Origin of the sequence: Amycolatopsis sp. SID8362, from assembly GCF_010550475.1 — a bacterium.
In the GTDB taxonomy this organism is placed as follows: Bacteria; Actinomycetota; Actinomycetes; order Mycobacteriales; family Pseudonocardiaceae; genus Amycolatopsis; species Amycolatopsis eburnea.
Genome location: NZ_JAAGNB010000133.1, coordinates 1 through 21,331, shown reverse-complemented (window position 1 = coordinate 21,331; position 21,331 = coordinate 1). Strand labels below are relative to the sequence as shown.

General features: G+C 70.9%; 27 protein-coding genes. 14 read left to right on the top strand and 13 right to left on the bottom strand.

The features are described 5' to 3' along the window. The first annotated feature begins 186 nt into the window (after window positions 1-186). From G3I65_RS04480 to G3I65_RS04470, 3 genes are all read left to right on the top strand, one after another. Window positions 187-705, top strand: a complete 519-nt coding sequence (locus G3I65_RS04480; protein ID WP_160694962.1) for a GNAT family N-acetyltransferase — start codon at window positions 187-189, stop codon at window positions 703-705. Window positions 706-719: 14 nt separating this feature from the next. Next, window positions 720-1,679, top strand: a complete 960-nt coding sequence (locus tag G3I65_RS04475; protein WP_160694961.1) for an LLM class flavin-dependent oxidoreductase — start codon at window positions 720-722, stop codon at window positions 1,677-1,679. A 366-nt stretch (window positions 1,680-2,045) separates the two neighbouring features. After that, window positions 2,046-2,648: a LysE family translocator gene (locus tag G3I65_RS04470; RefSeq protein WP_160694960.1), complete on the top strand. Its 603-nt coding sequence runs from the start codon at window positions 2,046-2,048 to the stop codon at window positions 2,646-2,648. Here G3I65_RS04470 and G3I65_RS04465 read toward each other — a convergent pair. The 4 genes from G3I65_RS04465 to G3I65_RS04450 are packed head-to-tail and all read right to left on the bottom strand — an operon-like array spanning window position 2,645 to window position 5,956. Continuing rightward, window positions 2,645-3,529, bottom strand: a complete 885-nt coding sequence (locus G3I65_RS04465; protein ID WP_160694959.1) for an ABC transporter substrate-binding protein — start codon at window positions 3,527-3,529, stop codon at window positions 2,645-2,647. The two genes, G3I65_RS04470 and G3I65_RS04465, sit on opposite strands and share 4 nt — an antisense overlap. Next, a complete protein-coding gene (locus G3I65_RS04460; protein WP_160694958.1) occupies window positions 3,526-4,209 on the bottom strand; it encodes an ABC transporter permease in 684 nt (227 codons plus the stop codon). Before G3I65_RS04460 ends, G3I65_RS04465 begins: the two co-directional genes overlap by 4 nt. After that, complete coding sequence (locus tag G3I65_RS04455; RefSeq protein WP_160694957.1) at window positions 4,206-4,874, bottom strand: ABC transporter permease; 669 nt, start codon at window positions 4,872-4,874, stop codon at window positions 4,206-4,208. The genes G3I65_RS04460 and G3I65_RS04455 overlap by 4 nt, the downstream gene beginning before the upstream one ends. Next, window positions 4,871-5,956, bottom strand: a complete 1,086-nt coding sequence (locus G3I65_RS04450; protein WP_160694956.1) for an ABC transporter ATP-binding protein — start codon at window positions 5,954-5,956, stop codon at window positions 4,871-4,873. The genes G3I65_RS04455 and G3I65_RS04450 overlap by 4 nt, the downstream gene beginning before the upstream one ends. A gap of 185 nt (window positions 5,957-6,141) precedes the next feature. On the opposite strand from G3I65_RS04450, the gene G3I65_RS04445 reads away from it, so the two are divergent. Continuing rightward, window positions 6,142-7,548: a bis-aminopropyl spermidine synthase family protein gene (locus G3I65_RS04445; protein WP_160694955.1), complete on the top strand. Its 1,407-nt coding sequence runs from the start codon at window positions 6,142-6,144 to the stop codon at window positions 7,546-7,548. A gap of 49 nt (window positions 7,549-7,597) precedes the next feature. Here G3I65_RS04445 and G3I65_RS04440 read toward each other — a convergent pair whose 3' ends face one another. Continuing rightward, window positions 7,598-8,779, bottom strand: a complete 1,182-nt coding sequence (locus tag G3I65_RS04440) for an NADP-dependent malic enzyme (protein ID WP_160694954.1) — start codon at window positions 8,777-8,779, stop codon at window positions 7,598-7,600. A 358-nt stretch (window positions 8,780-9,137) separates the two neighbouring features. Here G3I65_RS04440 and G3I65_RS04435 point away from each other — a divergent pair, with 358 nt between their 5' ends. The 3 genes from G3I65_RS04435 (at window position 9,138) to G3I65_RS04425 (ending at window position 10,656) form a co-directional block, all read left to right on the top strand. Further along, a complete protein-coding gene (locus G3I65_RS04435; protein WP_160694953.1) occupies window positions 9,138-9,743 on the top strand; it encodes a dTDP-4-dehydrorhamnose 3,5-epimerase family protein in 606 nt (201 codons plus the stop codon). Window positions 9,744-9,811: 68 nt separating this feature from the next. Next, complete coding sequence (locus G3I65_RS04430) at window positions 9,812-10,225, top strand: SRPBCC family protein (RefSeq protein ID WP_160694952.1); 414 nt, start codon at window positions 9,812-9,814, stop codon at window positions 10,223-10,225. Continuing rightward, a complete protein-coding gene (locus G3I65_RS04425) occupies window positions 10,222-10,656 on the top strand; it encodes a MarR family winged helix-turn-helix transcriptional regulator (RefSeq protein WP_160694951.1) in 435 nt (144 codons plus the stop codon). The genes G3I65_RS04430 and G3I65_RS04425 overlap by 4 nt, the downstream gene beginning before the upstream one ends. Here G3I65_RS04425 and G3I65_RS04420 read toward each other — a convergent pair. Continuing rightward, window positions 10,646-12,256, bottom strand: a complete 1,611-nt coding sequence (locus tag G3I65_RS04420) for a GMC oxidoreductase (protein ID WP_160694950.1) — start codon at window positions 12,254-12,256, stop codon at window positions 10,646-10,648. The two genes, G3I65_RS04425 and G3I65_RS04420, sit on opposite strands and share 11 nt — an antisense overlap. 136 nt (window positions 12,257-12,392) lie before the next feature. Here G3I65_RS04420 and G3I65_RS04415 point away from each other — a divergent pair, with 136 nt between their 5' ends. Next, window positions 12,393-13,049 (top strand): hypothetical protein, encoded by a 657-nt coding sequence (locus tag G3I65_RS04415; RefSeq protein ID WP_160694949.1) that lies wholly within the window; start codon window positions 12,393-12,395, stop codon window positions 13,047-13,049. On the opposite strand, the gene G3I65_RS04410 is transcribed toward G3I65_RS04415, so the two are convergent. Then, on the bottom strand, window positions 13,046-13,519 hold the full coding sequence (locus G3I65_RS04410) for a hotdog fold domain-containing protein (protein WP_160694948.1): 474 nt from the start codon (window positions 13,517-13,519) through the stop codon (window positions 13,046-13,048). The two genes, G3I65_RS04415 and G3I65_RS04410, sit on opposite strands and share 4 nt — an antisense overlap. Before the next feature lie 83 nt (window positions 13,520-13,602). On the opposite strand from G3I65_RS04410, the gene G3I65_RS04405 reads away from it, so the two are divergent. Both G3I65_RS04405 and G3I65_RS04400 read left to right on the top strand, forming a co-directional pair. Beyond that, a complete protein-coding gene (locus G3I65_RS04405; protein WP_160694947.1) occupies window positions 13,603-14,193 on the top strand; it encodes an acid phosphatase in 591 nt (196 codons plus the stop codon). A gap of 1 nt (window position 14,194) precedes the next feature. After that, on the top strand, window positions 14,195-14,677 hold the full coding sequence (locus G3I65_RS04400; protein WP_160694946.1) for a GNAT family N-acetyltransferase: 483 nt from the start codon (window positions 14,195-14,197) through the stop codon (window positions 14,675-14,677). Here G3I65_RS04400 and G3I65_RS04395 read toward each other — a convergent pair. Next, a complete protein-coding gene (locus G3I65_RS04395) occupies window positions 14,674-15,144 on the bottom strand; it encodes a hypothetical protein (RefSeq protein WP_160694945.1) in 471 nt (156 codons plus the stop codon). The two genes, G3I65_RS04400 and G3I65_RS04395, sit on opposite strands and share 4 nt — an antisense overlap. Before the next feature lie 310 nt (window positions 15,145-15,454). Between G3I65_RS04395 and G3I65_RS04390 the strand changes: the two genes are divergently transcribed. Beyond that, a complete protein-coding gene (locus G3I65_RS04390) occupies window positions 15,455-16,381 on the top strand; it encodes a diacylglycerol kinase family protein (RefSeq protein WP_160694944.1) in 927 nt (308 codons plus the stop codon). A 275-nt stretch (window positions 16,382-16,656) separates the two neighbouring features. Beyond that, entirely contained in the window at window positions 16,657-16,911 is a 255-nt protein-coding gene (locus G3I65_RS04385; protein ID WP_043777259.1) for a WhiB family transcriptional regulator, read from the top strand. Window positions 16,912-17,169: 258 nt separating this feature from the next. Here the strand turns inward: G3I65_RS04385 and G3I65_RS04380 are convergent, their stop codons facing one another. After that, window positions 17,170-18,690 carry a sensor histidine kinase gene (locus G3I65_RS04380; RefSeq protein WP_160694943.1) on the bottom strand — a complete coding sequence of 507 codons (1,521 nt, stop codon included), beginning with the start codon at window positions 18,688-18,690 and terminating at the stop codon, window positions 17,170-17,172. Window positions 18,691-18,692: 2 nt separating this feature from the next. Then, on the bottom strand, window positions 18,693-18,905 hold the full coding sequence (locus G3I65_RS04375; protein WP_125312720.1) for a biotin/lipoyl-binding carrier protein: 213 nt from the start codon (window positions 18,903-18,905) through the stop codon (window positions 18,693-18,695). Between the two features lie 100 nt (window positions 18,906-19,005). Here G3I65_RS04375 and G3I65_RS59005 point away from each other — a divergent pair, with 100 nt between their 5' ends. Beyond that, the gene (locus tag G3I65_RS59005) at window positions 19,006-19,080 is read left to right on the top strand and encodes a 50S ribosomal protein bL37 (RefSeq protein WP_098515123.1); all 75 of its coding nucleotides are present in this window, start codon (window positions 19,006-19,008) and stop codon (window positions 19,078-19,080) included. Window positions 19,081-19,142: 62 nt separating this feature from the next. Here the strand turns inward: G3I65_RS59005 and rsrA are convergent, their stop codons facing one another. Both rsrA and G3I65_RS04365 read right to left on the bottom strand, forming a co-directional pair. Further along, on the bottom strand, window positions 19,143-19,463 hold the full coding sequence (gene rsrA / locus G3I65_RS04370) for a mycothiol system anti-sigma-R factor (RefSeq protein ID WP_043777179.1): 321 nt from the start codon (window positions 19,461-19,463) through the stop codon (window positions 19,143-19,145). After that, window positions 19,460-20,083, bottom strand: a complete 624-nt coding sequence (locus tag G3I65_RS04365) for a sigma-70 family RNA polymerase sigma factor (RefSeq protein WP_125312718.1) — start codon at window positions 20,081-20,083, stop codon at window positions 19,460-19,462. Before G3I65_RS04365 ends, rsrA begins: the two co-directional genes overlap by 4 nt. A gap of 193 nt (window positions 20,084-20,276) precedes the next feature. Between G3I65_RS04365 and ybaK the strand changes: the two genes are divergently transcribed. Continuing rightward, window positions 20,277-20,753: a Cys-tRNA(Pro) deacylase gene (ybaK, locus tag G3I65_RS04360; protein WP_160694942.1), complete on the top strand. Its 477-nt coding sequence runs from the start codon at window positions 20,277-20,279 to the stop codon at window positions 20,751-20,753. Between the two features lie 121 nt (window positions 20,754-20,874). Here the strand turns inward: ybaK and G3I65_RS04355 are convergent. Beyond that, window positions 20,875-21,331 (bottom strand): alpha/beta family hydrolase (locus tag G3I65_RS04355; RefSeq protein WP_160694941.1); only part of this gene is annotated, 457 nt, incomplete at its 5' end.

The window sequence follows — 21,331 nt, the reverse complement described above, 5'->3', positions numbered from 1 at the left end:
CGGGTCGCCAGGGGTGAGACGTGAAGCGCGTTCACGTGGAACGTGGACGAAACTGTAGGTCGCGCTCACCCCAGATCGGTAGATCGTCCGGTTTGGGCAGTTCAAGACCACTCGAACGGTCCCCTACCAAAGTCGGCCCGCGAAAACGATTTCCGCTCGGCCCCGGTTCACGGCAAGGTGACGGCCATGCTGATCCGCCGCGAGACCCCGGCCGACCAGGCCGCCATCCACCGCGTCCACAGCGAAGCGTTCCGGCGCGAGGCGGGCGTGACGCCGATCGAGGCGCCGCTCGTCGACGAACTGAGAGCCGAGGGCGACGTGATCGACGCGCTGTCCCTGGTCGCGCTCCACGACGGCGAGGTCGTCGGGCACGTGTGCTGCAGCCGCGCCCGGATCGGCGACGACACGGCGGCCGCGGTCGGCCTCGGCCCGCTCGGCGTGCTGCCCGGGCACCAGGCCCGCGGGGTCGGGTCGGCGCTGGTGCACACGGTCCTCGGCGCGGCGGACGCACTCGGTCACGGTCTGGTCGTCCTGCTCGGCAACCCGGCCTACTACGCGCGGTTCGGCTTCGTCACCGCGTCGACGCTCTCGATCACCGCGCCGGATCCGGCCTGGGGCAAGCACTTCCAGGCCCGGACGCTGACGGGGTACAAGTCCACCCAGGCCGGCGCGTTCGAGTACGCGCCGGCTTTTTCGCGGATCTGAACAGGAGTCGCCCGATGTACGCACCGACGACGTCCGTAGGCGTCCGGATCAACCGTGAGCAGCCGCCGGCCAAGCTGGTCGAGCTGGCCCGGCAGGCCGAAGCCGCCGGCCTCGACGAGGTCTGGCTCGTCGAGGACTGCTTCTGGGCGGCTGGCATCGCCACGGTCGCGACCGCGCTGGCGTCGACGTCGACGATCAAGGTCGGCATCGGCGTGCTCCCGGCGGTCGCGCGCAACCCGGCGATCGCGGCGATGGAGCTCGCGGCGCTGGCCGAGCTGCACCCGGGCCGCCTGATCGGCGGCTTCGGCCACGGCGTCGCGTCGTGGATGCGCCAGATCGGCGCGTACCCGGCTTCGCAGCTGGCGGCCCTGGAGGAAACGCTGGTCGCGGTCCGCCGGCTGCTGGCGGGCGAGCGCGTCTCGATGACCGGGCGGCACGTCTCCCTGGACGAGGTCGAGCTGGTGTTCCCGCCTTCTGCCGTGCCTCCGCTGCTGGCCGGGGTCCGCCGCCCGAAGTCCCTGGCGCTCGCGGGCGCGGTGGCGGACGGCACGATCCTGGCCGAGCCGTCCCCGCCGGAGTTCGTCCGCGCGGCGTTGGCGGACATCGCGGCAGCCGGTCCCCACGCACTGGTGACGTACAACTGGCTGGCACTGGGCGACCGCGACCGCGCGCGCCGGACTGTGGCGGAGTCGTTGACCCCGGGCGCGCGGGTGCAGGTCGAGGGTTTGCCGTTCGCCGCGGAGCTGCTGGCGCTGGTCGATTCTTCGTCCACAGTGGACGAATTGGCGGCCGGACTGCGCCCGGAGTGGCTGGGCAAGCTGGCCGTCTGCGGGTCGTTGGACGAGTGCGTCGCGTCGGTGCGGGCGTTGCATGGGGCCGGGAGCGGGTCGGTGGTGTTGCTGCCGCTGCCGGAGGAACCGCCGGAGCAGGGCATCGAGGACGCGGGCCGGGTGGCGGCGGCCCTGCGCGGCTGAGAGCGCTATCCACAGTCCGGCGGGACTGTGGACAAGCAAGCGCGATCGCCGCTGTTCCCGGCTTTTCGTCGGGCCGCCCCGATAGACTGGCCAAGGGCACGCCCCCCCAGGGAGGGCGGGGGCCGCCCGGGCTTGCGGTCCGGCTGGCCGGGCTTGCGGTCCGGCTGGCCGGGCCTCCACGAAGGGTCACCGCACGGCCGGGCAGTCCTCAGCCCTCGGCTCGAGTACCAGCGGCTCGGCAAAAGTCTTGAATGAGTCATTCAAGACCTCCGAAGACCTGAATGACTCATTCAAGACAACCGCAAGACTGCGGCTGAGCGCGGAAAAGGAGTTCGCCGCCCGCGGGGAGCGTGTCAGGATCGGGCCATGCCGGTCGATCCGCACCTCCTCCTGGCCTTCATCGCCACCACCATCGTCGCCATGGTGATGCCCGGGCCGGACATGCTCTTCATCCTCGGCTGTGGCATGCGCGGCGGGCCGAAAGCCGGGCTGCTCGCCACCGCCGGGGTCGCCACCAGTGAGGCCGTCCACGTCGCCGTCGCCGCGGCGGGGCTCGCCGCGCTGTTCGCCGCCGTGCCCGTGGCTTTCACCGTCGTGCGGATCGCCGGGGCCGCGTACCTGATCCACCTCGGCGTCCAAGCCATCCGGAACCGGAAGCCGCTCGTCGAGCGGAAGGCCGAGCGCGCCTACCTGAGCGGACTGCTCACCAACCTGCTGAACCCCAAGATGGTCACCTTCACCATCGCCTTCCTCCCGCAGTTCATCGATCCGGCGCGAGGGCACGTCTGGCTGCAGTTCGCGGTCCTCGGCGCGATCCTGATCGTTTTCGAATTCCTCGTCGACGGCGCCGTCGGGGTGCTCGCCGGCCGGATCGGCGGGTGGGTGCGGCGGAAGAAGAACCAGCGCCGGATCGAGGTCGTCACCGGCGGCATCTTCATCGGCCTCGGGGTGAAGCTCGCTCTCGACTAGGACTTCAAGCCGTTGCGCGCCAGGAAGTCCTCCGCGATGTCGAGCGGGTTGCGCTTCTCCTCGGTGAACTCGACGTTGAGCCGCGTGAGCTGTTCGGTGGTCAGCGCCGCCGACACGCGGTTCAGCGCGGCGGCCTCGCCCGGCGACAACGTCCCGCGGGCCACCAGCGGGACGATGTTCTGCGCCGGGAACATGTTCTTGTCGTCGACCAGCGGGACGAAGCCGTTCGCGGCGATCGTCGACGACGTGCTGAACAGGTCTGCCACCTGGACGTCACCGGACTTCAGGGCCGCCACCGTCACCGGGCCGCCGGTGTCGGTCGTCCGGATCTCCTTGAACTCGCAGCCGTACAACGACTTGATCTTGTCTTTCCAGCGGCTGCTCCACTGCCCCGGCCCGCCGAACACCAGCTCACCGCAGCGCTTCCCGAGGTCCGAGAACGTCTTCACGCCGGTCGACGCCAGTTGCGGGCCGACGACGAGCAGGTCCTTGTCCTCGGCCGGTGCCTGGTCCAGCACCTCGAACCCCGCCGGGATCTTCTGACGGAGCTGCGCGTAGACGTCCTGCGGGGTGGTCGCCTGCGTCTCCTTGTCGAAGTACCGCAACAGGTTCCCGCTGTAATCCGGCACCACCGACAGCGATTTGTCCTGCAGTGCCTTGACGACGACCTCGCGGCTGCCCACCGGCGGCCGGACCGTCACGTTCGAAGCACCCGCGTCGCGCAGCGCGCCGGCGTAGATCTGGGCCAGCAGCAGGCTTTCGCCGACGTCGGACGCGCCGATGATGATGTCACCGGTCGCGCCGCCTTCGCCGCCGCCGGCGAGCGGGTTGCCGCAGCCCGCGGCCAAGAGCAGGGCAGCGGCCGCCAGAAAACGCTTCACGCCGCCACCTTCTTCACGGCCGCCGCGAGCCGGACGCCGCGCGGGACCAACGCGCGGTTCAGCAGCGCGAACAGGAGGTCGAGCACGATCGCCAGCGCCGTCGTGAGCAGCGCGCCCGCGATCACCTCGGAATAGTCCAAAATGGCCAGTCCGTCGAGCAGGAACCGGCCCAGGCCACCGAGTCCGACGTACGCGGCCACCGCGGCGGTCGCGACGAGCTGCAGCACGGCGTTGCGGATGCCGCCCAGCACGAGCGGCAGCGAGATCGGCACTTCGACCTTCCAGAGCCGCTGCCAGCCGGTCATCCCGACGCCTTCGGCCGCGTCGACCACGCCGTGGTCGGTCGCCTGCAGGCCGGCGTACGTCCCGGCCAGGATCGGCGGCACGGCCAGCACGACGAGCCCGATGATCGTCGAGGTGACGCTTTCGGTGAAGAGCAGGAACAGGAACGTGACGAGCCCCAGCGTCGGGAGCGCGCGGATCGCGTTGCCCACGCTCACCAGCGCGACGCCGCCGCGTCCGGTGTGGCCGACGAACAGTCCTAACGGGACGGCGACGACCAGCGCGATCGCCAGGGACAAAGCGGTGTAGCCCAAGTGTTCCAGCAGCCGCTGCGGCACCCCGTCCGGACCGGACCAGTGCGCCGGGTCGCCGAACCAGCGGAAGAGATCGGTGATCATGCGGCGGTCACCCGTTCCCACGGCGTCAGGACGTTGCGGATCCCCACCAGGACCAGGTCGACGACGAGCGCGAGCAGCAGCGTCAGCACGATGCCGACGACGATCGGCGAGAAGTACTCGCGCTGGAAGCCGTCGGTGAAGAGCACGCCGAGGCCGCCGGTGCCGATCAGCGCGCCGACGCTGACCAGGCTGATGTTGCTCACCGACGCGACCCGCACGCCGGCCGCGAGCACCGGCACCGAAAGCGGCAGCTCGACGGCGAAGAACTTGCGCGCCGGCTTGTACCCGACGGCGGTCGCCGCGGCGATCACCGACGGCGGCACCGCGTCCAGCGCGTCGAGCACCGGGCGGACCAGCAGCGCCGTGGTGTAGATCGTCAGCGCCACGACGACGTTGACGCTGTCCAGGATCTTCGACCCGATCAGGCCGGGGATGACGACGAACAGCGCGAGCGACGGGATCGTGTAGAGCAGGTTCGCCAGCACCATGAGGACCTGCCGCGCGGGCTGCCAGCGGTGGCCGAGCCAGCCCGCCGCGATCGCCAGCACGATGCCGAGCACCAGCGGGAGCAGCGCCAGGTAGACGTGGTCGCCCAGGTCACCGAGGACTTCGACGCGCGTGTTCGCGCTGCTCAGGTACTGCCCGAGCTCGTCGAAGAAGCTCATGACGCCTGCGGCGTGGCCTCGATCACGTCCAGGACCTGCCGGGCGACGACGCCGCCGAGCACGCGGTGGTCTTCGTCGACGACCACGCCGAGGCTGGCCGGGGACGACAGGGCGGCGTCGAGCGCGCCGCGGATCGGGGTGCCGTGGACCCACAGCGAGCCGCCGGCCACGAGGTCCGTTTCGGACAGTGCGCCGTCCACTGTGGAGTTCGGCGGCAGCCAGCCGCGGGGCTGCTTTTCGGCGTTGACGCCGAGCCGCCAGCCGTCGCTCGCCGGGGCCGGCGCGCCGATCTCGACCAGCTCGAGTTCCTTGATCTCGACGCCGTCGGCGGAGAGGAAGGACAGGCCGCGGTAGCCGCGGTCACGGCCGACGAAGGACGCCACGAAGTCGTCCACCGGGTGGCGCAGGACGTCGGCGGGGGTGCCGTACTGGGCGAGCTTGCCGCCGACGCGCATCACCGCGACCTTGTCGCCGAGCCGGACGGCCTCGTCGATGTCGTGCGTGACGAACACGATGGTCTTGCCCAGCTGCGACTGCAGCCGCAGCAGCTCGTTCTGCAGGTCCTCGCGCACGATCGGGTCGACCGCGGAGAACGGCTCGTCCATCAGCAGCACCGGCGAATCCGCGGCGAGCGCGCGGGCGACGCCGACGCGCTGCTGCTGGCCGCCCGAAAGCTGCGCCGGGTACCGCTTCCCGAGCTCCGCGGGCAGGCCGATGATCTCCAGCAGCTCGGCGGCCCGCTTGCGCGCCTTGCCCTTGTCCCAGCCGGACAACAGGGGCACGGTGGCGATGTTGTCCAGCACCGTCCGATGTGGAAAGAGCCCGGCGTGCTGGATGACGTAGCCGATGCCGCGGCGCAGCAGCGCCGGGTCGCCCTCGGCGACGTCCTTGCCGTCGAGCAGCACCTGCCCGCCGGTCGGCTCGACCATCCGGTTGATCATCCGCAGCGACGTGGTCTTGCCGCAGCCCGACGGGCCGACGAACACGGTGATCGTGCCGTCCTCGACCGTCAGGTTCAGCTTGTCGACGGCGACCGTCCCGTCCGGGTACTGCTTGGTCACGTCGCGGAATTCGATGGTCACTGCCACTCCCCATGTCCCGGTCCGTCCGACCGTAGCCGAGTCCGAGGTGGTTGGCACGCTGTTCCGCTGGGTGGCTACTGAGGCTTATTCTGGTTAGCCCGCCGCGCCCCGCACGCCGGCAGCAGATGAGCACGGAAGTCATGCGGCGGGCGACGGCTGAATAAGCCTCACTACGCTCAGAGTCCGTGAGCGCACTCGACGACGTCCTCGCCGCGCACGGCGTCGGCGTCCGCCCGCTGTACCGCGTCATCGACCTCCTGCGCACCGGCGACCACGACCTCGGCGAGCTGGTCCGGCTGTCCACGGCGCCGCGGCGCAGCGTGGAGGACGTCCTGACCGCGCTCGGCGACGACCTCGACCGCAGCGGCGACCGGCTGCGGATCGCCCCCGGCGTCGCCGCGGCGTACCTGCAGTACAGCGTTCCCCGCTACGGCGACCCGCTCGACGAAGCCGTCGAGGGGCACGAACTGCTGCCGAAGATCGCCGAGTGGGTGGCGGAGGTGCCGTCGCCGCTGGCCGCGCTCGACCACGTGCAGGCCACGCCGGGCACCGTGCTGCGCCGCGCGCTGTGGCTGGACGCGCAGTACGACCTCGCCTCCGCGCGGGTGCTGTTCCTCGGCGACCACGACCTGACGTCGCTGGCGGTGCGCGCGGTCTGTCCGGCGGCCTCGCTCACGGTCGTCGACCTCGACGAGCGCGTGCTCGCCTACCTGGACGACCGCGGCGAGCGCGCGATCGCGACGGCACACGCGGACCTGCGCGTCGGCCTGCCCCCGGCGTTCGCCGGCCGGTTCGACCTGGTGTTCAGCGATCCGCCGTACACGCCGGAAGGCATGGGGCTGTTCGCCACGCGCGGGGTGCAGGCGCTGCGGGAGCCGAGCGAGGGACGGCTGCTGCTGGCCTACGGCTACAGCCCGCGCCACCCGGCGCTGGGCGCGCAGGTGCAGCGCGCGCTGGCCACGCTCGGGCTGACGTTCGAGGCGATCCTGCCGGGCTTCAACCGCTACTTCGGGGCGCAGGCGATCGGCAGCGCGGCGGACCTGTACGTCTGCCAGCCGACGGCGAAGGCGAAGAAGGTGCGCGGGGCCAAGGCGATCTACACGCACGGGCCGCAGTCGGTCGAAGCGGCGGGCACCAAGCCGGCGCTGCTGGAGAAGCTGAAGGAGATCGCCGCCGCCGGCGGGCTCGCGCTGGAGTCGCGGCCGGTGGACTGGTCGATCTCCGGCCCCGAGGGCGACGCGGTCGCGATGGACCTCACCGGCGACCCGGGCCCATGGCTGCTGCGGACGCTGCTGGGCACGAACGCCCGCCGGCTGGCCCTGCTCGTCCCGAACGCGCACCCGGACCTCGCGGACCAGGTGTCCCAGGAAGCGCTCGCGTCACTCGTCCGGGGGAAATACGCGCTGCGGTACCTGCGCAGCACGCCGGACAACCGGCACGCGGTGGTCGTCGCGGACGCCGTCGAGCACCAGGACGAGGTCCTGACCCGCGCGCACGCCCGGCTGGCGAACGTCTCCCTCGACGTCCCGGCGGACCTGACGGACCTGCGCCTGGTCGACGTCCCCCGCCACCGCCTCACCCAGCTCCTCTGAACGCGCCGAAGGCGGCACTTTCACGTGAAAGTGCCGCCTTCGGGATGGGTCAGTCCGTGACGCCGTCGGCTTCCGCGGCCTTCGCCACCGCCGCCGCGACCTCCGGGGCCACCCGCGGGTCGAGCGGGCTGGGGACGATGCGGTCCGGGCCCAGGTCGTCCGTCGCGACCGACACGATCGCCTCGGCGGCCGCCAGCTTCATGTTCTCCGTGATCGCCCGCGCGCCGGAGTCCAGCGCGCCGCGGAAGACGCCCGGGAACGCCAGCACGTTGTTGATCTGGTTCGGGAAGTCGCTGCGGCCGGTGGCCACGATCGACGCGTAGCGCGCCGCCACCTCCGGGTGGACCTCCGGGTCCGGGTTCGACAGCGCGAACACGATGCCGCCGCCTGCCATGCGGCCCAGCAGCGACTCGTCGATCGTCGCGCCGGACAGGCCCAGGAAGACGTCCGCGCCTTCGAGCGCCTCGGCCAGGCCACCGCGCAGGCCGGCCTTGTTCGTCGTCTCCGCCAGGCGCTGCTTGACCGGGTTCAGGCCGTCGCGGCCGTCGTGGATGATGCCGCGCGAGTCGAGGACGGTGACGTCGCCGATGCCGGCCTCCCGCAGGATCTTGGCGCAGGCGACGCCCGCCGCGCCGGCCCCGGAGACGACGACGCGCTGGTCGGCGATCGCGCGGTCGAGCACCAGGTTGGCGCCCCGCAGCGCGGCCAGCGTGACGATGGCCGTGCCGTGCTGGTCGTCGTGCATGACCGGGCAGTCCAGCGCCTCCTTGAGCTTGTCCTCCAGCTCGAAGCACCGCGGCGCGGAGACGTCCTCCAGGTTGACGGCCCCGAAGGACGGCCGCAGCCGCACGAGCGTCTCGACGATCTCGTCGACGTCGGTGGTGTCCAGGACCAGCGGGATCGAGTCGAGCCCGCCGAACGTCTTGAAGAGGACCGACTTGCCCTCCATGACCGGCAGCGACGCGCTCGCGCCGATGTCGCCGAGGCCGAGCACCGCCGTCCCGTCGCTGACCACGACGACCAGCCGGTCCGCCCACGTGTACCGCTTGGCCTTGGCCGCGTCTTCAGCGATCGCGCGGCTCACCTTCGCCACCCCGGGGGTGTACGCGATCGAAAGGTCACGCGGGCTGGAGATGGGGCGCGTGGCCGCCACCGAGAGCTTGCCGCCCTCGTGCCCGGTGAAGATCTCTTCGTCGGTGACCGGCGCGACGGCGCCGGTGGGGTCGCTCATGGGGTTTCCTGTCGTCGTTTCCGTCATTCGTCCAGTGGGAATGACGGAACTCGCGGATCGAACGTGTGTCACTGGAATTTCTCCTGGGCCTGCGAGCGGGGGACCACGGCTGCAGGGGGACACCGTGGTGATTCCCGGCACGGCAGCCCAGCGCGGTAGCGCCGGCCTGTCGGCGAGGCGTCACGTCGGCCATCGGTGCCGTGGGTCTGGCGATGGCCGCGGACGCGGCGGTCCAGTCATTGTGACAGGTCCGGTCACGCGGTGGACCCCTCGGTGCGGTTGATGTCACACCAAAGCCCAATTCCGGCAATTCCCAAGACGTCTGTCCGGTTTTCTTGGCACCCGATATGATGAAGCTATGCAATTCCGCCGGCTGCGCGTCCCGGACGCCTTCGAGTTCTTCCCGCGGGCGTTCCCCGACGATCGGGGCCTGTTCGTGGCGCCGTTCCAGGAGGAGAGCTTCCGCGCCGCCGTCGGCCACCCGCTGCGCCTCGGCCAGTCCAACCACAGCGTGTCCCGGCGCGGCACGATCCGCGGGATCCACTTCGCCGACACGCCACCCGGCCAGGGCAAGTACATCTACTGCCCGCGCGGGTCGCTGCTCGACGTCGTCGTCGACCTCCGTGTCGGGTCGCCGACGTTCGGCGAGTGGGACGCGGTCCGGCTCGACTCGAGCGAGTACCGCGCGGTCTACGTCGCCGAGGGCCTCGGTCACGGCTTCGTCGCCCTCGAGGACGACACGGTGATGGCCTACCTCTGCTCCGAGCCGTACACGCCGACGGGCGAGCACGGGATCAGCCCGCTCGACCCGGCGCTGAACCTGCCGTGGCCGGCCGAACTGGAGCCGGTCCTCTCCCCCAAGGACCTCGCCGCGCCCACGCTGGCCGAAGCCCGGGAGAGCGGCCTGCTGCCGGTGTACGAGGACTGCGTCGCCTACTACGACAAGCTGCGCTCGATGAACTGAGGCCCACTCGCCGGGTTCGGCCGCGAAGCTGCTTGCCAACTTAGTAAGCGCGCATATAGTCTGCTCGCATGGCACTTTACGAGTACGAGCACAGCGAGATGTCCACCGCACCCGCCGCCGCGATCTGGCCGCTCTGGGCCGACACCGCGCGCTGGCCGGAGTGGGACGCCGGCGTCCGGTCGGTCGTCATCGACGGCCCGTTCGCGGCCGGGACCAGCGGCACGATGACGATGGACGGGATGCCGCCGATCCCGTTCACGCTCACCGACGTCACCGAAGGCCGCGGCTTCACCGACGAGACCCGGCTGCCCGACGCGTTCCTGCGGTTCGAGCACGTCCTGACCGACGTCGAAGGCGGCACGAAGATCACCTACCGCGTCACCATCGACGGTCCCGAGGGCTTCGGCCCGCAGGTCACCGAGGACACTCCCGACGCCATGCGCGCGCTGGCCAAGCTGGCTGAGGCATCCTCACGCGTATGACGGCTCCCGAGTCCCGCCTGCCCGGTCCAGAGCGCAGCCCCGGCTTCCTGCTGTGGCGCGTGACGCTGGCCTGGCAGCGGGCGATGCGGGCCGCGCTGGCCCCGCACGACCTCACGCACGTCCAGTTCGTGCTGCTGACCACGACGTGGTGGCTCACCCGCTCGGGCGAGCCGCCGTCCCAGCGGCAGCTCGCCGAGCAGGCGGGCACCGACACGATGATGACCAGCCAGGTCGTCCGCAAGCTCGCCGAGCGCGGCCTGCTCGCCCGCGCCGACGACCCGGCCGACGCCCGCGCGAAGCGCCTGGAGGTCACGCCGGCCGGCTTGGAGCTGGTCGCGAAGGCGCTGAAGGACGTCGAGGCCGCCGACGCGACCTTCTTCGAGGGCGTCGGCGACGGCTTCACCGAGTCACTGGCCCGGCTCAGCCCCTGACGTCTTCGGCGAGGACGCGCTCGATGTTGCGCTCGGCCAGCGCCGTGATCGTCACGAACGGGTTGACGCCGGTGCTGCCGGGGATCAGCGAGCCGTCCGTGACGTACAGGTTCCGGTAGCCCTTCACCCGGCCGTAGCCGTCGGTCGCCTCGCCGAGCACCAGGCCGCCCAGCGGGTGGTAGGTGAAGCGGTTCTCGAACGTGCGCGTGTCGCCGAAGAGGTCGTAGCGGTAGATGGTCTTGTTCGCCCGGTTGACCTTGTCGAACAGCGCCTTCGCGGCGTCGATCGACGGCTGGCCCTGCGACGCCGTCCAGCGCAGCTTCGCCGAGTCGGTCGCCGCGTCGTAGGTGAAGTGGCCGCGTTCGGGGTTCTTGGTGATGGCCAGGTACAGGCTGACCCACGTCTCGAGCCCGGCGGGCACCGGCGCGATCTCGGCGAAGGCCGGGTGCACCGGGTCGGCCCAGTTGTCGATGCCGAGCGCGGGCATGCCGGACTGCAGGCTGCCGGTGGTGTCCCAGACGTGGTTGGCGCGGCCGAGCATGACGTTGCCGTTGGTGCCCCAGCCCCGGCCGACCGCGTCGGCCAGCTCGGGCAGCCTGCCGGTCTCGCGGGCGCGCAGCAGCAGCTCGGTCGAGCCGAGGCTGCCCGCGCCGAGGAACAGGTGCTTGGTCGTGACGTGCTTGGTCGCGAGGACGGTCCCGCGGTCGTCGATTTCGCGGACGACCAGCGTGTACGTCCCATCAGGCTGGTGGCTGATCTCGCGGACCTCGTGCAACGCCTGGATCGTCACGTTGCCGGTGCCGAGCGCGGCGGCGAGGTAGGACTTGTCGAGCGAGCGCTTCCCGTGGTTGTTGCCGTAGATGACCTCGGACGCGTCGGCCGAGCGCGGCACCGTGCCCGCCTCCTCGCGCCGCAGGTAGTCCATGTCGTAGACGCTGGGCACGAACACCGTCTCGAACCCCGCCTTGCGGGCGGCCTTGCGCGAGACGCGGGCGTACTTGTAGGAGCGGCAGGTCTCGAACCACTCCGGGTCGACGACGTTGACGCCCAGCTGGGCGCGGGCACGCGGGAAGTACTTGCCGTACATCTCGTCGGCATCGACCCCGGGCAGGATCTCCTCGAAGTAGGAGCGCTTCGGCGTCACCGCCATCGCGCCGTTGACCAGCGAGCCGCCGCCGACGCCACGGCCGAGGTACACCGCCATGTCGCCGAAGTTCACCCGGTCGAGCACGCCGGCGTAGCGCCCGATGTCGCGGTTGGCGAGGTCGAGCCAGAGGAACGACGCGAGCGGTGCCTCGGTGCGGTCCTTGAACCACATCGACCGCTCGTCCGGGGTGAGCATCGGGCAGAACACCTTGCCGTCGGCGCCCGGCGTGGTCCACAGCCTGCCCATCTCGAGCATCAGCGTCGGGACGCCGGCCTCGCCGAGCCGCAGCGCCGTCACGGCGGCGCCGTAGCCGGTGCCGATCACCACCGCCGGGACGTGCTCCGGCAGCGTCGTCGCGGCGGCGGGCCGCGTCGACACCGTCGTGAGCCCCAGAGCGGCGGCGGAGTTCAGTGCGGCGAGGCCGAGGAAGCGGCGGCGGGAGAAGGCAGACATGCGCCCGATCATGACCCAGTTGAGTGAACAGTGTTAACTATTTGGAACACGTTTCACCCAGTCGAGGGAAATCCTCGGGTCTCCCCTGGGTGCGATCCCGGATGTCGCGGCCACGCGGGGCGAGCAAGCTCACGGCATGAAACTTCTCGCACTGGGGGCGGCCGCGGCCGCTGTCGCCGCACTGGGGGTCGTGCCCGGGACGGCGTCCGCCGACGAGCTGCCGACGTTCGACTTCTCGGACTGCCCGGCACCGCCCGCGAACGCCGACCCGGGCACGTGGCGCTGCGAAGCCTTTGTCTCACAAGGGAAACTGACGATCCGTGACACCGAGCTGCCACTCGGGGAGATGCGCCTGACGTTCAGCGAAGGCCGCGTCAACGGCGAGTACGCGCAGGTGTTCGGCGCGCTGCGGCACGAGCCCGTGCGCGTCCCCGGCCTCGCGGGCACGACGCTCCAGCTGCACTACGGCGGCTATTCGGACTTCCAGAGCAACGACGAGCGGCGCGGCGAGCTGGACGTCTACGCCACGCTGCGGCACCCGTTGCTGGGCAAGGACTGCCGGATCGGGGTCATCCACACCGTCGTCCACGACGACCCGGCCGTGCCGCCGACGGTACTCTCGACGAACCCGACGACCGTGCACTTCGGTGTCGTGGACCCGGATCTGGCCGTGCCCGCGACCACCGGCTGCGGGCCGCTGGGCCGGCTCGTCGACCGGCGGCTCGGCCTGCCGTCGCCGTCCGGCGAGAACACGTTCCACCAGACGACGTACGTGCGGTACAAGCCGCTCTAACGCTTCTTCGGCGTCACCCAGATGGTGATCGTCCCGGTGACCACGGGCTTGCCGTTCGCGTCCGAAATGGTCACCGGGACGGGCAGCTCGAAGCCCTCGTCCCCGAAGTCCGGCAGCTCGGGCAGCGACGCCACCGCGCGCAGGCCCGTTTCGGCCTTGGCGACGTACTGGACGGTCATGCCCTTCGGCAGCCAGCGGTGCGTCGGCGGGACGGTCGCCTCGGCGAGCATGCCCATCGCGATCTCGGCGAGGTTGCAGGCGGCGATCGCGTGGAACGTGCGGATGTGGTTGTAAACACCCCACCACTTCGGTGCGGTCACCTCGCAGTGGCCCGGCCGCAGCTCGCGCACCGAGGGCAGCACCGTGCGGAAGTACGGCACGCGCACGCACATCGCGGCGCTGAACAGCTGTTTCCCACCCGGCTTCGCGGCCAGCTTGTGCCACAGCGCGAACGTCGGCGTCTCGGACATGGGGTTCTCCTCGAACTAAGCTACTGGTCAGTAGCTAAGCAGACGACCTGCTGGCGCGCAAACGGCCGGGTATGTTCGGCCGCGTGGCGAACCGTCTCTTCCTCCTCCGGCACGGGCAGACCGAATGGTCGGTGAACGGGCGGCACACCGGCCGCACCGACATCCCGCTGACCCCGGCCGGGGAAGGCCAGGCACTGGCCGCCGGCGGCACGCTGCGCAGCCTGGTCGGCGGCCCGTCTCTGGTGCTCTCGAGCCCGCGCGCCCGCGCGCTGCGGACCGCCGCGCTGGCCGGGCTGCGCGTCGACGAAGTCACCGAAGACCTGGCCGAGTGGGACTACGGCGACTACGAAGGCGTCACCACGCCGGAGATCCGCGAGACGGTGCCGGGCTGGACGGTCTGGACCCACCCGATCCCCGGCGGGGAAAGCGCCGACGAGGTGTCCGCGCGCGCGGACCGCGTCCTGGCGCGCGCCCGCCGCGACAGCGAAACCGGCGACGTCATCCTGGTCGGGCACGGCCACTTCAGCCGCGTGCTGGTGGCCCGCTGGCTCGCACTCCCCGCGACCGCGGGCGTCCACTTCGGACTCGACGCGGCCGGCATCGCGGTGCTCGGCGACGAGCGCGGCGAGCCGCAGATCGAACACCTCAACCTGCTGCCCGCCCTGGAGGACTGACGTGCCCGACGACCGCATCCGCCGGATCAGACCCGACGACGTCGAGGCCGCCGTCGCCCTCGCGTACGCGCTGGCGGACTACGAGCGCGCTCCCGACGACTGCCACCTGACGGCTTCGCAGTTGCATGCCGCGTTGTTCGGCGAAGCGCCGAAGCTGTTCGGACACGTGGCCGAAGTGGACGGCGAGATCGTCGGCTTCACGGTGTGGTTCCTCAACTTCTCCACCTGGCGCGGGGTGCACGGGATCTACCTGGAGGACCTGTTCGTCCTCCCCGCGCACCGCGGCTCCGGCCTGGGCAAGGCCCTGCTGGCGGCGCTGGCGGCCGAGTGCGTCGCGAACGGCTATGCGCGGCTCGAATGGTCGGTGCTGGACTGGAACCCGGCCACGGAGTTCTACAAGGCGCTCGGCGCGGTCCCGATGGACGAGTGGACCGTCAACCGCCTCACCGACGCGCCCCTGCAGGCACTGGCGGCGCAGGCCTAGTCCTCTTCGCGGCCTTCACGCTCGGCGCGGCGACCGGCCAGGCCGCCGCGCTCGGCGGCTTCCGTCTCGGTCTCGCCCTCCCGCAGGCCCAGCGCCCATTCGCGGGCCGGGCGGCGGAACAGCAGCGCCAGCGCGGCGATGCCGAACAGCGCGACCGGCACACCCCACGCCGGCTCGCCGGACGGGCCGAGCAGGTACCAGCCGAGCCCGATCACGATCAGCGCGATCACCACGCCGGGCGAGCGCGCCCACGTCTGGCCGAGGACCAGCCCGCCGGACGCGGCCAGGAACGCCAGCGCCACCACGATGAACGTGCCCGACTCGACGAAGACGTTGTTCCCCGGCCGGGTCGGCGAGCCCAGGCCGTTCACCAGCACGATCACCCCGAACACCAGCAGGGCGAGCGACGGCACCGCGGTGACCACGCCGGCCAGCCGCACTTCACGGGGAGCGGGCGACAGCTTCACAGGGGCCTTCCGGAAGATCTTTTCGCGGGAGCACAGTGGACTCGACCAGGGCGGGTCACCGTGCGTGAGCTGATTCGATCGTATGCCACCCGGTCGGCCGTTTTCCCGGGGCCGCCCGGGCGCTGAGAATTCAAGTGTCGTCGATGAGCGGGCGGTCGGCCCGGGTGCACTTGTCACGACGAGCGGACGCCGCACGTGAAGGAGGGCCGCCCGCCACAGGGACGCGAAGGTGCTGTTCGCCGGGGTTGCGCCGGTCACCATGCGGGTCCGGAAGGTTCTCGGGCCGCCGGAAGTCACCTACCCTGCGGTAGTGCGCGCAATCCTCGTCGTGAACCCCCAGGCCACCTCGACCACCGCCGGTGGCCGGGACGTGCTGGCGCACGCGCTCGCCAGCCAGGTCAAGCTCGACGTGGTCGAGACGGACTACCGCGGCCACGCGATGGCCGTCGCGCGCTCGGCCGCGCGGGACGGGATCGACCTGGTCGTGGCGCACGGCGGCGACGGCACGGTCAACGAGGTCGTCAACGGCCTCCTGGCGGACGCGGACGGCGACCCCACGCAGATCGGCCCGGTACCCGCTTTGGGCGTCGTGCCCGGCGGCTCGGCCAACGTGTTCGCGCGCGCCCTCGGCATCTCCTCGGACCCCGTCGAAGCCACCCACCAGCTGCTGTACGCGCTGGAGCACGACGGCTCGCGCCGGGTCGGCCTCGGCCTGGCCGACGGGCACTGGTTCACCTTCAACGCCGGCCTCGGCTGGGACGCCGACGTCGTCGGCCGCGTGGCGAAGCGCCGCGGCAAGCAGACGACCGCCGGCCTCTACATGCGGGCCGCCGTCCGCTCCTACTTCCGGCCCCCGCTGGGCCGTCCGGTCCTCACGATCCGCGTTCCCGGTCACGAACCCGCCGAAGCGCTGACCGCTTTCGTGTCGAACACCGATCCGTGGAGCTACCTGGGCGAGCGTCCGGTCCACCTCAACCCGGGTTGCTCGTTCGAGACGGGATTGGGCTTGTTCGCGTTGAACGGTCTGGGGTTGCCCACGGTGTTCAAGCATGTACGGCGTGCTTTGGCTACGAAGAGCAACCAAAAAGGCCGGCGTCTCGTGCGTCACGATGACCTGCCGATGATCCGCATCGACGCAGCTGAACCGGTAAACTTCCAGGTGGACGGCGACCTCGTCGGCCAGCGGAATCGCGTGGAGTTTTTCAGCGTCCCGGATGCACTCACCGTAATCGTGTGACTTCGAGACCGCTGATCGCCTGCGGCAAAGTGCAATCTGCCGTTCGTCGACGCAGAAGCTCCACTCAGCGCATCAGCCTTCCCCCAGGCGGGCTGTTTCGGAGAGAAACCGCAGGTCAGAAGCGTCGCTCGGCCGGGTGAGCTGACTCACCGATCTTCCGCAAACCCTTGTCGAAAGCGGTGCTTCGTGAAAGCATTCACAAGCACCCAAGAACACGACCGCCATTGACGACTGTGGCGCGGCCCTCCCGCGCCATGTGTAAGGAGCTCACGAACATGGACTGGCGCCACGACGCGGCCTGCCGAGACGAGGACCCCGAGCTGTTCTTCCCGGTGGGAACCAGCGGTCCGGCTCTGTCGCAGGTAGCTCAGGCGAAGGCCGTGTGCCACCGCTGCCCCTCCGCTTCCGACTGCTTGGCCTGGGCTTTGGCCAGCGGCCAGGACGCCGGCGTGTGGGGCGGCATGAGCGAGGACGAGCGACGCGCGCTCAAGCGCCGCCGTACGCACATCGGCACGCGTACCAACGCCTGATTTCCCCAAGTTCCACGGATCCACCCGAGCCGTGCAAGGAATTTCACCCGGCGGGCATTTCTCGTGCCCACGCCGTCTGGGGCGATACCTACCCGGCTCAAGCTTAACAACCGAGGCGAAACCACCTGGCGACGGGTGTGCTGAAACCTCACCGGGACTTCAAGTCCTCCGCAAAACGTTGAACGGCCCGGCACCTGTGCACCTGGTGCCGGGCCTTCAGCGTGTTCGGGTCCGAACGCGACCGTCCAAAGCGACTGTCTAAAGCCGACGCGAGAGCGGGATGCGCAGCGCCGCTTCGGTTCCGGACACCCGGGTCGACGACGCCTCCGCGCGCACCTTCCGCAGCGAAAGCGATCCGCGCAGCTCGGACTCCACCAGCGTCCGCACGATCTGCAGGCCGAGCCCGTCCGAGCGCTCCAGCGAGAACCCCGAGGGCAGCCCCCGGCCGTTGTCGCGGATCACGACGTCCAGCCAGCGCGCCGAGCGCTCCACGATCAGCTCGACCTTGCCGGAGCGGCCCGCCGGGAAGGCGTGCTCGACGGCGTTCTGCACCAGTTCGGCCAGCACCATCACCAGCGGCGTCGCGATCTCCGCGACGACCACGCCGAACGAGCCCGTGCGCTTCAGCCCGACCTGCGACTCCGCCGTGGCGACCTCGCCGACCATCGGCAGCACGTTGTCGAGCAGCTTGTCGAGGTCGACGCGCTCGTCGACCGAGATCGACAGCGCCTCGTGCACCAGCGCGATCGACGTCACCCGGCGCACCGACTCGGCCAGCGCGAGCCGCGCCTCCTCCGACGACGTCCGGCGGGACTGCAGGCGCAGCAGCGCGGCCACCGTCTGCAGGTTGTTCTTCACCCGGTGGTGGATCTCGCGGATCGTCGCGTCCTTCGACAGCAGCGCGCGGTCGCGCCGCTTCACCTCGGTGACGTCGCGGACCAGCACCAGCGCGCCCGCCGCCTGCCCGGCCGGGCGCAGCGGCAGCGCGCGGAACAGCACCACGGCACCGCGCCGCGAATCGGCCTCCGTGCGGCTCGACGGCTTCCCGTCGAGCGCCTCGATGATCCGGTGGGACACCTCGGTCGCGTCGAACGGGTCGCGGATCAGCGAGCGCGTCAGCGGCGCCAGGCGGGTGCCGACCAGGTCGGATTCATGCCCCATCCGGTGGTAGGCGGACAGGCCGTTCGGGCTGGCGAAGACGACCGTGCCGCTCGAGTCGAGCCGGATCAGCCCGTCCCCGACCCGCGGCGAGGTGTGCGTGTCGGTGGCGTTGCTGCCACTCGGCGGGAACGTGCCGTCGACGATCATCTGGCACAGGTCGCCGGCGCTGCCGAGGTAGGCGATCTCCAGCGGCGAAGGCACGCGCGGCGCGGCCAGGTTCGTCTCGCGGCTCATCACTGCGACGACGTCGTCGTGGAAGCGCACCGGGATGGCCTCGCGCCGCATCGGCAGGTCGCGGTACCAGTGCGGGTCTTCCTCGCGGCAGATCCGCACCTCGCGCATGGCCTTCGCCAGCTGCGGGTGCTCCTCCACCGTGAACCGCGTGCCGACGACGTCCTCGGGGTGCGCGGTGGGCGCCGTCGTCGGCCGCGCGTGCGCGACGCAGACGAAGTCGCCGCCGTCCGGCTGCAGCTCCTCGGTCACCGGGACCCAGAGCAGGAAGTCGGCGAAGGACAGGTCTGCCAGCAGCTGCCATTCGGCGACGACGGTCTGGAGGTGGTCCGCCGCCTCCCCGGGGAGGCCGGTGTTCTCGGCGAGCAGTTCGGCGAGCGTCGACACGGTTACTCGACCGTCCCGAGCACGTCACCCTGCTGGACGCGGTCGCCCTTCGCCACGGCGAGGCTGGTCAGCGTGCCTGCCTTCTCGCTCACGGCGGGCAGCTCCATCTTCATCGACTCCAGGATCAGCACGGTGTCGCCGGCGTTCAGCGCGGCGCCGGGCGCCGCGACGACCTCGAGCACGGTGCCGACCATCTCCGCCCGGATCTCGGCCATCGCCACCCCTCCTCGTGCTCGCCCGACCACCCCATCCAACCAGAACGGGACGTCATGACACACTTGAGAGGTTGACCAGCTTCGCCGACGAGGAGTGAACATGTCGAAGCGCGCCCGCAAGCGTCGCGACCGGAAGAAGAACGGCGCGAACCACGGCAAGAAGCCCAACGCCTGAGCGTTCGGCATGCCGAAGGCCCCCACACCGAGGTGCGGGGGCCTTCGTCGTGCTCGGGCGCGTTATTCGGAGCGCTGCTCGAGGGTGATCTCGGTGCGTTCCACGGTGACGCCGCCGCGCGAGGCGACGGTCTGGCGGATCGACGCGCGCAGCCGGCTCTTCAGCTCGGCGGGGGCGTGATCGCCACCGCACTTGCGGGCCAGGAGCTGCTTGATGTGCTCGTCGATGCCGTACTCCTCGAGGCACGGCGGGCAGTCGTCGATGTGGGCGCGCAGCGCGGCGTCCCGCTCGGGGCTGCACTCGCGGTCGAGCAGCAGGTAGATGTCGGCGAGCGCTTCTTCGCACCGGACCTTGTCGGACGCGCCTTCGCACATGTCGTTCATCGCCCGGCCACCTCCTCCTTGGCACCCCGGATGAAGCCGCGTTCCCTCGCGACGTCGGCGAGCAGGTCGCGCAGCTGGGCGCGGCCGCGGTGGAGGCGGGACATCACGGTGCCGATGGGGGTGTCCATGATCTCGGCGATCTCCTTGTACGCGAAGCCCTCGACGTCGGCCAGGTAGACGGCCAGCCGGAACTCCTCGGGCAGCTTCTGCAGCGCGGCCTTGACGTCGGTGTCGGGCAGGTTGTCCATCGCCTCGACCTCGGCCGAACGCAGCCCGCTGGAGGTGTGGCTCTCCGCCTTGGCGATCTGCCAGTCGGTGATCTCCTCGGTGGGCTGCTGCACGGGCTGCCGCTGCCGCTTGCGGTAGCCGTTGATGTAGGTGTTGGTCAGGATGCGGTACATCCAGGCCTTGAGGTTCGTACCGGCCTTGAAGGACGCGAAGGCGGCGTACGCCTTCAGGTAGGTCTCCTGGACCAGGTCTTCGGCGTCAGCGGGGTTGCGGGTCATCCGCATCGCGGCCGAGTACAGCTGGTCGAGCAGCGGCATGGCGTCCCGCTCGAAGCGCTCGGCGCGCTCGGCCTCGGTCGCTTCCTCCGGCGCTGAGTTCTGCGTGCTCGGCAAACCGTTCCCTTCCCGCTCGGCGTCGATGCGCGTGCGCGCATACGGCAGACCCGAGTTTACGCGGGGGCCGGGCACGCCGCGGTTCGCCGGTGCATCGGGACGACGACGGCTGCGAGAGCGTGTGGTGGCGAGCGTTGGTGTCACGTCCCGTACAACCGATCGGGGCAGGCGGGCATTCCCTAGACTCCGGCCCATGGCTGGCAAGGGCACCCCGGCGACGGCGTTGTTGGGCAAGCAGAAGGTGGCGCACACGCTGCACGCGTACGACCACGACCCCCGCGCGGAGTCGTACGGGCTGGAGGCGGTGGAGGCGCTGGGCCTGGACCGGGCGCGGGTGTTCAAGACCCTGGTCGCCGAGGTCGACGGCCGGCTCGTGGTGGGCGTGGTCCCGGTCACCGGCCAGCTGGACCTGAAGGCCCTGGCCGCGGCGGCGGGCGGCAAGAAGGCGAAGATGGCCAACCCGGCGGCGGCCCAGCGGGCGACGGGGTACGTGCTGGGCGGGATCTCGCCGCTGGGACACCGGAGCCGGTTACCGGTGGTGATCGACGCGTCGGCGTCGGCGTTCGAGACGGTGTTCTGTTCGGCGGGGCGCCGGGGGCTGGAGGTGGAGCTGGCGCCGGGTGAGCTGATCCGGCTGACCGGTGCGGTGGTGGCGCCGATCGCGGCCTGACCTGCCGATTCACTCCTCAGGCTGGGCGCGGACGTAGTGAATGACTCATTCATGTCGTCGGACGACATGAATGAGTCATTCACTTCATTCAGGGCCTCCGGACCGGGCGCTCGGGACCAGGTCAGGCCAGCGGGCGCAGCACCCGCGACAGCCACTCCGTCGCCGCCCGCGACACGCCCTCCAGGTCCTTCGACAGGCTGTGGTCCCCCTCGACCACCACGATCTCGTGGTGCGGCCCCGCCGCGGGCCGCCCGAACGGGTCGTTCTCCCCCTGCACCACCAGCACCGGCACCTCGACCGCGTCCAGCTCCGGCTGACGCGTCTTCTCCGGCTTGCCCGGCGGGTGCTCCGGGAACGCCAGGCACAGCACCGCCACCGCCTGGCCCTGCGCGGCCGTCCGGCAGGCGACCCGGGCGCCCGATGACCGGCCGCCGAACACGAACGGGAGGTCGTCGAAGCGCGCCGACAGGTCGTCCGCGATCGTCAGCCACGCCGTGTCCAGCTGGTTCGCCGGAGCCGGGGCGCGGCGGCCCGCCACCCGGTACGGCTGCTCGACCAGCGCCACGTGCACGCCGGCG

Coding starts and splice junctions, on each gene's coding strand:
- G3I65_RS04480 (WP_160694962.1), top strand. CDS start 187: ATGCTGATCCGCCGCGAGACCCCGGCCGACCAGGCCGCCATCCACCGC.
- G3I65_RS04475 (WP_160694961.1), top strand. CDS start 720: ATGTACGCACCGACGACGTCCGTAGGCGTCCGGATCAACCGTGAGCAG.
- G3I65_RS04470 (WP_160694960.1), top strand. CDS start 2,046: ATGCCGGTCGATCCGCACCTCCTCCTGGCCTTCATCGCCACCACCATC.
- G3I65_RS04460 (WP_160694958.1), bottom strand. CDS start 4,209: ATGATCACCGATCTCTTCCGCTGGTTCGGCGACCCGGCGCACTGGTCC.
- G3I65_RS04455 (WP_160694957.1), bottom strand. CDS start 4,874: ATGAGCTTCTTCGACGAGCTCGGGCAGTACCTGAGCAGCGCGAACACG.
- G3I65_RS04440 (WP_160694954.1), bottom strand. CDS start 8,779: ATGAGCGACCCCACCGGCGCCGTCGCGCCGGTCACCGACGAAGAGATC.
- G3I65_RS04435 (WP_160694953.1), top strand. CDS start 9,138: ATGCAATTCCGCCGGCTGCGCGTCCCGGACGCCTTCGAGTTCTTCCCG.
- G3I65_RS04430 (WP_160694952.1), top strand. CDS start 9,812: ATGGCACTTTACGAGTACGAGCACAGCGAGATGTCCACCGCACCCGCC.
- G3I65_RS04425 (WP_160694951.1), top strand. CDS start 10,222: ATGACGGCTCCCGAGTCCCGCCTGCCCGGTCCAGAGCGCAGCCCCGGC.
- G3I65_RS04420 (WP_160694950.1), bottom strand. CDS start 12,256: ATGTCTGCCTTCTCCCGCCGCCGCTTCCTCGGCCTCGCCGCACTGAAC.
- G3I65_RS04415 (WP_160694949.1), top strand. CDS start 12,393: ATGAAACTTCTCGCACTGGGGGCGGCCGCGGCCGCTGTCGCCGCACTG.
- G3I65_RS04410 (WP_160694948.1), bottom strand. CDS start 13,519: ATGTCCGAGACGCCGACGTTCGCGCTGTGGCACAAGCTGGCCGCGAAG.
- G3I65_RS04385 (WP_043777259.1), top strand. CDS start 16,657: ATGGACTGGCGCCACGACGCGGCCTGCCGAGACGAGGACCCCGAGCTG.
- G3I65_RS04375 (WP_125312720.1), bottom strand. CDS start 18,905: ATGGCCGAGATCCGGGCGGAGATGGTCGGCACCGTGCTCGAGGTCGTC.
- rsrA (WP_043777179.1), bottom strand. CDS start 19,463: ATGAACGACATGTGCGAAGGCGCGTCCGACAAGGTCCGGTGCGAAGAA.
- ybaK (WP_160694942.1), top strand. CDS start 20,277: ATGGCTGGCAAGGGCACCCCGGCGACGGCGTTGTTGGGCAAGCAGAAG.